The organism is Geobacter sp. FeAm09 (assembly GCF_008330225.1).
In the GTDB taxonomy this organism is placed as follows: domain Bacteria; phylum Desulfobacterota; class Desulfuromonadia; order Geobacterales; family Pseudopelobacteraceae; genus Oryzomonas.
On sequence record NZ_CP042466.1, the window covers coordinates 4091206 to 4099068 of the forward strand.

The following is a 7863-nucleotide window of genomic DNA, read 5'->3' on the forward strand; positions in this document are numbered from 1 at the left end:
CCAACCCTCCCTCTCATACTTCTGTTTTTGCTGCTGACATCCGTTCGGGAGGCCGGAGCGGCCAGGTTGGGTCTTTTGCTGCTCGGCACTCCGCAACAGCGCGTTGACTTCACCTATCAGTTCAACGGACAGCAGCAGGCCACTACCTCGCAGCAGCACCAGATGGAGGAGGATTACACCTTCAAGATCGATTACGGCATCATCAGGCCGAGTCTGCTGAAGGGCTCCTTCAGGACCGCGCTGCGTTTCAACCAGGGGCTGACCTATCAGAGCGGTTCCCGGGATCAGTCGTCTTCGAAAATTGGATTTTTGTATGACATCAAGGGGCTCCTGCTCGGGCAATCGGTCGCTCCGGCAGAATTTTCCGCCAAATCGGACATCACCCAGGTTTCGGTCCCATTTTCAAAATCATACCAGGTGACCAATACGACGTATAACCTCTCGTGGTCGCTGAAAAACAGGATGCTGCCGTTCTCCATCGAATACGCCACAGGCACCTCGGAAACCAGCGGATTGCAGGTAGACACCAAGCGGGTTCGCGACGAGATCCGGCTGCATGCCGCCCATAATGCCGCCATCAGCACCACCGCCGTCGATGTGTACAACATACACAATACCTACAGCCCCGCCCAGGGGGGGCTCAATTTCGACAACCATTATGAAATCAGACTCCAGAACGATTTGGTGTGGGCAGACGGTGCGAAAGCCCGCAGGGTGAGTTCCCGGCTGCAGGCATCGGAATCGACCGGGATCAACTTCACAAAAAATTTCGAGTGGAGCGAAGCAGTCCACTGGGATTGGGGGAAAAGCCTCCGCAGCGGCGCCAACTACTCCTTTGGGAGCACGGGCGGAGACCCCGGCGCCCAAAAACATAATACCGGTGGCGCCTGGCTCCAGCACCAACTCTTCAAGAGCCTGACCACGCGGCTGGACCTACGGGCCCGGAAAAACGACTACCCCACGGGCTACGATCAGGAGATCAACGGTGGCGTGTCGTTCAACTATGTCAAACAGCTCCCGGCCCAGAGCACGCTTTCGCTCAACGGCTATCGCCAGTACACCCTGGACACTCGCGACCTTGGCACCGACCGGCTGCACATATATAATGAACAGCATACGGTGTCCTTTGCCTCCCATCTCTATCTGGCACAACCGAACGTGATCGCCAGCAGCATCACCGTGCGCAACGCCGACGCCTTGAAACGCCTGGCTCCCTATGACCTGAACGTGGATTACCAGGTGACCGTCAGCGGGGCCCTGACCGAGATCGTCCCGTTGACCAGCGGGGCGATCAAGGATGGGGACAGCCTGTTGATCAGTTATGACTACCAGGTGGATCCCCAGTTGAAGACCACAACCAATGCGTACGGCTTTGGGGGCAATATCCAGTTTCTGGGCGGGAAATATCGCCTGTACGGTGATTTTTCCCAATCGCACATGGACCGTTCCGCCGGCCAGGGGCAGTTGGCCAGTCTGACGGCCCAAATAAGGTCTACGCTTGGTCTGGAGCGGAAATGGGACTCCGTTACGCTTGGCGCCGAATACAACAGCTTTGATTCGGAAGCGGACAAGCACGAATCGCTTACGGCGCAGATGCGCTACAGCAACGAACTGCGTGACGGGGTCCTGTCGCTGACACTGGTCGACCAGTATCTCTGGTACGGGCCGGTTACCACCGGCACGACCACCAGCCGCAGGGCAGACGAAAACTCCTTCACGGCAACCGCCGGTTATGGCAAGCGACTCTTTTCCACGACATACATGACGCTCAACTCGACCTATATTAACGTAACGGGCGCCAACACGAAGGACAGTCTCACGGTTGGTGCCTCCCTGCGCTGGTCCCTCGGGAAGATGATTGCATCGTTGAACACCTCCCTGGGGCTGCGCCGCGAGGGAGGCACTACGGCCACCGACGAAACGGTGCGTTTCACGGTGTCACGTTATTTCTAAATCAACGGTAGGTGCCCCAATGGGAGAATACAACCACACACCGACGCGGGGAACATTGGTCGGCCGTCTCGCAGCCATCGGCATCCTCTGCATGCTGCTGGCCGCCTGCGCCGGTTCGGCGGCACAGACGACGCGGCGGATAGAATGGCCGCCTCCACCCGCACAGCCCCAGATCGCCTGGGCCGGAGAAGTCGGCAGCTATCTGGATGCAGGGATACGCAAAGGCTTCTGGCGCCGGCTGGCGGATGTCTTCGTAGGGGAAAGCGATGTTCGTATCGGCCGCCCCTACGGCATCTACGTTGACGAAACCGGGCGGCTCCTTATCGCCGATCCCGCCTTTGGCGTTGTCCACGTCATGGATGCCGGCCAGAACACCTATACGATCATCGGCCAAGGGGAAGGGCCCGCTTTCAAGAACCCGATCGCCATTACCGGCGACGGGGCGGGCAACGTTTATATTACCGACTCGGCGGCCAGTCTGGTGTACCGCTATAGCTTCCGGGATAACGCCCTGACCCCTTTTATCCATTCCGTCGAACGCCCGACCGGGATCGCCTTCAACCGGAGGAACCGGCTGCTATACGTGAGCGATACTACCTCCAGCCAGGTTGTCGTCTGCGACCTGAGCGGCAACGAACGCTTTCGCATCGGAGGAACAGGCTCCGGGCCGGGGCAATTCAACCGCCCCACCGATCTTTTTATCGACAACAGCGGCACATTGTACGTCACCGATCCCCTGAACTCACGCATCCAGGTGTTTTCCGCCGAGGGGGTCTTCCGGAGGGCGTTTGGGCGGCCGGGCGACGGCGGCGGCGACTTCTCCAAGCCGAAAGGGGTTGCCGTGGACAGTAACGGCACCATCTATGTGGCCGATGCCCAACTCGATGCGGTACAGGTATACAACATGTCGGGCGGCTTCCGTTTTGAATTCGGTGCAAGCGGGAGCGAGGCCGGCACGTTCTGGATGCCGTCGGGCGTGCATATCGACCGCAACGACAGGATCTACGTGGCAGATACCTACAACCGGCGTATCCAGATCTTCCGGATTGTCCCGCCCGCGGCCCCGCAAGGAAAGGAGAAGTGACGCCATGAAACTCTTCCGCGCCATCCTGGCGGCTCTGGCGGTAGCAACCATGGCCCTGCCTTCCCGATCAGGCGCCGACAGCATCGTCAACTCTCCCCACAACCTGTCGTCGGGAAGCACGGCCCGGGTGATGTCCACGGAAGAGACGCGGGTCTGCATCTTCTGCCATACCCCCCACCACGCGACCAAGCTTTCCGATACCAGCTATACCGGGCCGCTCTGGAGCCGCGAGGAGAACACCGCCCAGGACTATACTCCCTACGCGTCCACTACCATCGCAGCCAGCCCGGGCCAGCCCCAGGGGCCTTCACGACTCTGCCTGAGTTGCCACGACGGCACCATTGCCCTTGGCGCCCCGGGCACCCACGCCACCTCGGCGACACTTGGTCCCCTTACGCCGCCTCCCACCGGGAAATCGACCGTTCTGGGCAAGGACCTGCGCGACGACCATCCGATCTCCATGGAGTATGGCCGCAAGACCTCCGAATTCCGGGATGCCGCCACGGTGACCGGAACCACCCGCATCAAACTGGTGAGGCGCGCAAGCACCCTGTACGTGGAGTGCACCTCCTGCCACGACCCCCATGACAACCAGTACGGCAATTTTTTGGTGTTGGACACCTCCAGCCACCGGGATGCACTCTGCACCGTCTGCCACGCCAAGACCGACTGGACGGGGAGTGCCCACGAGAACGGCGGCACCCGCTCCAGCGGGAGCATCCCGGCCGATGTGGCCAAGAACGGCTGCGTCAACTGCCACACCCCCCACGGGGCCCAGCAGGGGGTCGATCTGCTGACGCTCACCGCCGCCGGGGCCAGCATGGACACGAACTGTTACGCCTCCTGCCACAACAGCTCCTCGTACCCGTCCAACGTCTACAGCCAGTTCGCCGTCTCCGGCGCACACCACCCGTCCGGCGGTTATGACAGCGCCGCCAACAAGCATAGTGAAACGGAAACGCTTCCCCTGCCGGCAACCGACAAGCATGTCCATTGCGTGGATTGCCACAATCCCCACCAGGCGATCTGGCAGAACGCCCCCTGAGCAACGCCACGGCCTCGCCCAACGGCCCGCCCAGCGTGAACGGCGTCCTCAAGGGGGTGCGGGCATCGACATCAACGGCAGTCAGAAGACCGTGGCCAGCTACGAGTACGAGATCTGCTTCCGGTGCCACTCCGGCGATGCCGCCCTGGCAGGCAACTATAACACCTATCCGCAGGTGTCACGCACCTTCGGCTCGCTGGACGAGCGCGAGCGTTTCGACTGGGGGAGCGCCAAGTCCTGGCACCCGGTGGCCAAGGAATTCGTCCGGGTCGGGAACAGCCAGGGGCTGAGCCTCAAAAGCGCCAGCATGACCATGATCTACTGCAACGACTGCCACGACTCCCACGGCTCGGGCAGCCACCTGCTGCGCCTGGAAAACCCGGACACCTTCTCCCAGGGGCAGAGCATCTCGAACTACCCGCTCTGCTATAGCTGCCACGACGAAACCTATCTCACGAGTTCCGCCACCAACATCGGGAAACTGCACCGGGCCCACGTCTGGGGCCAGCACAACCCGCTCAGCACCAACAGCAGCTACCGGGCCTCCTGCTCCGCCTGTCACGACCCCCACGGCGTCCCGTACAAGGCCGGGCTCACCACCAGTTCCAATGCCCTGCACCTGATAAATTTCGACCTGCGCTACGCCGGCAGCGGGTCCTCCTACGATGCGTCAACCAGCAGCTGCCTCGTCACCGGCACCGGCACCAGCGGGCTTTCCTGCCACCCCACGACAACCGGCACGGCCAGTTTCAACCCCTATCCCTACCCCTGACATCCCCGGCTGGCGGCCAGGCAAACCGTGCGACCCCTCTTCTTCCGTTTCGGGAGGAGAGGGGTCTTTTGTCATACCACGTGAAAAAACAGTGCCTCCGTGAAATAACCGTAATGGGGGGACGCTAAGTAACCAATAAACCGCAAAAACGACGAAAAATATATATGGTTAATTTTGAATGTTTGAGCGCCCCGAATAGGGGAAAAAACTCGTAAGCATTCTCAATTATTTAAACTATTGTTCCCACCTCCCTCCCTGATCCCGACCGCCACGGTGTGCAATCCCCCATTTTTGTTTGTTGGCACTCATGTTGCTATCAAGACCTGTGGATAAATATCTGAAATATAGTAACAACCTGGAATTACAGGCCCAGGGTAAAAAACAGCACCAGGCTTTTCCGGTACTGACAAACCGGCGAGAGGAAAGGCGGAAAGGAGACGAGGCAGACAGATACCAAACCCGAATGCTGTACGAAGAGACTGGCAGTAGAATCCAATTTTAGACGAAAGAAAAGGAGACAGCTTACAATGAGAAAACAGATTTGACTGCACTTGTGTTTGGTGCTCTCGGCGTTGCCTCGGCTGCACTCGCCGCGCCTGGGGATGGTGTTCTCACTCGCCCCACAACATGACGACTTACGGCTATACCGATTCCAACGGGCGCGTGTGCGCATTCTGCCACACCCCTCACCATGCCGCCACCAGCACGAATGTCAGCGATTATCTGCCGCTTTGGTCCCGCGCCACGGATACCACGGTGTTCACCACCGCTTATGCCAGCTCGACCATCAACGCCGCCGAACTGCAGGAAACCACCAGCGACAAGGCTATCGGCCCGACCCGTCTCTGCATGAGCTGTCATGACGGCACGATCGCCCCTGACCAGCACTACGGCAACACCGGCACCGCCGCCATGTTGACCGGCGACAACTTCCCGACCTCGGCAACGGCGCAGGCGTTGGTGCCGGCACCGCCGGTCTGTCCAACGACCATCCGGTCGGCTTCAGCTACACCGATGTGCCGTCGGCCCGCCACGGGCAGCCCGTCCGCCAGCGATATCTCCGCCGCCACCGCCAATCAGGATCCCTGGATTCGTCAGGCGAGCGTCACCTACACCGGCAACACCTACAATATCACGGTTCAGGACCGCCTCTATTTCTCCAACGGTAAATCGTACATGACTGCGCTACCTGCCACGACGTGCACAACAAGAAGAACACGTACACGACTACGGGCACCGAGCCGGTCAACTACCTGGTGCTGGCACCGCAGAAGGATTCCGCCCTCTGCCTGACCTGCCACATCAAGTAGACCGGCCTGTAGGCAGAAACTTAGCGATTGAGAATCTGAAAGGAGAAAAGAATGCGTAAATCTGCAGGCTTACTTATAACAGTCCTGCTTCTCCTGGTCGTTCCGGTCCTCGCCAGCGCGATGACATTGACGATCAAGGTAACGGGACCCACCGGCGTGGCGGGCAACAATGTCGCGCTCTCCGTGGAACTGCGGCAACGTGACGTCGGGTCTGAAATACTACTACCCGACCACCGCCACCTCGGCCACCATCAGCATGGCTGCCGGCTATACCTCCACGGTCAAGGTCGACGGCATTACCCAGAACCCCAACTATACGGGTACGGTCGGTCCCTGGACCTCCGGCTCCCACTCCGTTGAGGTCGCCTACAGCGGCACCGCCGCCACGACCTATGCCGTGACCATCACCCAGACCACGGGCGGCACCGTGTCCATCAAGCTGCCCAACGGCACCTCCAACTCCAGCGGCGCTTCCGGCGTCTCCTCCGGGACGAGCATGCCGATCACCATCTCGGCAGCCGCCGCTACAAGATCGCCACCTATAACATCGGCGCAGGCGTCGTGGCCTACGGCGGCACCGTTGCCGGCGAAGTCCTGACGCTGCCGTTCACCTGCACCGCCAACACGGCCGGTAACGGCCACCTACACCCAGGCCCCACGCTCAGCGCATCGCTGTCCGTCCGCTGAACGGCTACACGAACACCGCGGTCAACGTCAAGACCACCGCAACCAGCACCGCTTTGCCGCCTACACCTCCTCCACCGGCATCATGTACAAGTACAATGCCAGGAAAGCAGCCGCCGGTTCCGCTTCGGTCGGCGCCGCCGACGCACCACCAAGACCTTTGCCTTCACCCCGGATACCGTCACGGACTACATCGTTTCCGTGAAGGCATACCTCACCGCCAATACGGCGGTCTTCAAAACATGTCGAGCCGCGTCCCGGTGACCTCCCTGACCGCCGCCATGAACACCAGTGCACCTCCTGCCACGGTCCTTCCCGCTGACCTTCTCCCAGATCGTGGCTGACTACAACGCCGGCGTCAATGCCGGGTAACCGCATGTAACAACGCGGCCTGCCACGGCGGTTCGCCCCACACCAGCCTGGACCTGCAGAAGGGTAATTTTGCTGTCCTCGCACAAAAACGGCGCTCACGGCATCCTGTACGGAGCTAACATCTGTACTACGTGCCACAGCCATAAGACAAACCCCACGGCCGCCTATGTTGCGTACTCCTCTACCGGCAAAGTCTCCCGTACGCAAGCTTGCCAACAGTGCCACGCAATCGGTTCCGCTATGGCGTGTTCAACAGCCAGACCGACACCGACCTGAAGAAGCCCCACGGCAACGCCAACAAGGTCTTCACCATGAACGTAGGCGTCACCACCGTCGGCTGGTACTCGGGCAGCAGGTACGTCTTTGCCAATGCATCGACCTCCTACGTCTCCCCGGCCGACGCCTGCTCCAACTGCCACGGCACAACAACGTGATCAACGGCGAATACGCCGAGAACTACCATTCGGCCAACAACCGCTGGAAAACCTCGTCGAGCCGCCTGGAAATACCAGGGGTACAGCTCGGCGGTAACGCCGGCCAACGTCTCCACCGACGGCTGCGTACGCTGCCACACCACCACCGGTTATGTGAATTTCGTAGCTAACTTCACCAACCTGCAGGCCTGGGGCTTCCAGGAGACCGG

Annotated in this window: 7 protein-coding genes; all 7 read left to right on the forward strand. The window is 60.4% G+C overall.

Going from position 1 to position 7863, the window contains the following annotated elements; all coding sequences use genetic code 11:
* The first annotated feature begins 27 nt into the window (after positions 1-27).
* The 7 genes from FO488_RS19185 (at position 28) to FO488_RS19215 (ending at position 7654) form a co-directional block, all read left to right on the forward strand.
* Positions 28-1953: a hypothetical protein gene (locus FO488_RS19185; RefSeq protein WP_149208720.1), complete on the forward strand. Its 1926-nt coding sequence runs from the start codon at positions 28-30 to the stop codon at positions 1951-1953.
* 19 nt (positions 1954-1972) lie between these two features.
* Positions 1973-3037, forward strand: coding sequence for a 6-bladed beta-propeller (locus tag FO488_RS19190; protein WP_149208721.1), 1065 nt, complete (start codon positions 1973-1975; stop codon positions 3035-3037).
* Between the two features lie 4 nt (positions 3038-3041).
* Positions 3042-4082 carry a cytochrome c3 family protein gene (locus FO488_RS19195; RefSeq protein WP_149212021.1) on the forward strand — a complete coding sequence of 347 codons (1041 nt, stop codon included), beginning with the start codon at positions 3042-3044 and terminating at the stop codon, positions 4080-4082.
* A gap of 91 nt (positions 4083-4173) precedes the next feature.
* Positions 4174-4854 (forward strand): cytochrome c3 family protein, encoded by a 681-nt coding sequence (locus FO488_RS19200; protein ID WP_168206109.1) that lies wholly within the window; start codon positions 4174-4176, stop codon positions 4852-4854.
* A 627-nt stretch (positions 4855-5481) separates the two neighbouring features.
* Positions 5482-6147, forward strand: a complete 666-nt coding sequence (locus tag FO488_RS20290) for a hypothetical protein (protein WP_240732079.1) — start codon at positions 5482-5484, stop codon at positions 6145-6147.
* Positions 6148-6333: 186 nt separating this feature from the next.
* Positions 6334-6762, forward strand: coding sequence for a hypothetical protein (locus FO488_RS19210; protein WP_149212023.1), 429 nt, complete (start codon positions 6334-6336; stop codon positions 6760-6762).
* Positions 6763-7438: 676 nt separating this feature from the next.
* Complete coding sequence (locus FO488_RS19215) at positions 7439-7654, forward strand: hypothetical protein (RefSeq protein ID WP_149212024.1); 216 nt, start codon at positions 7439-7441, stop codon at positions 7652-7654.
* Positions 7655-7863 lie beyond the last annotated feature (209 nt).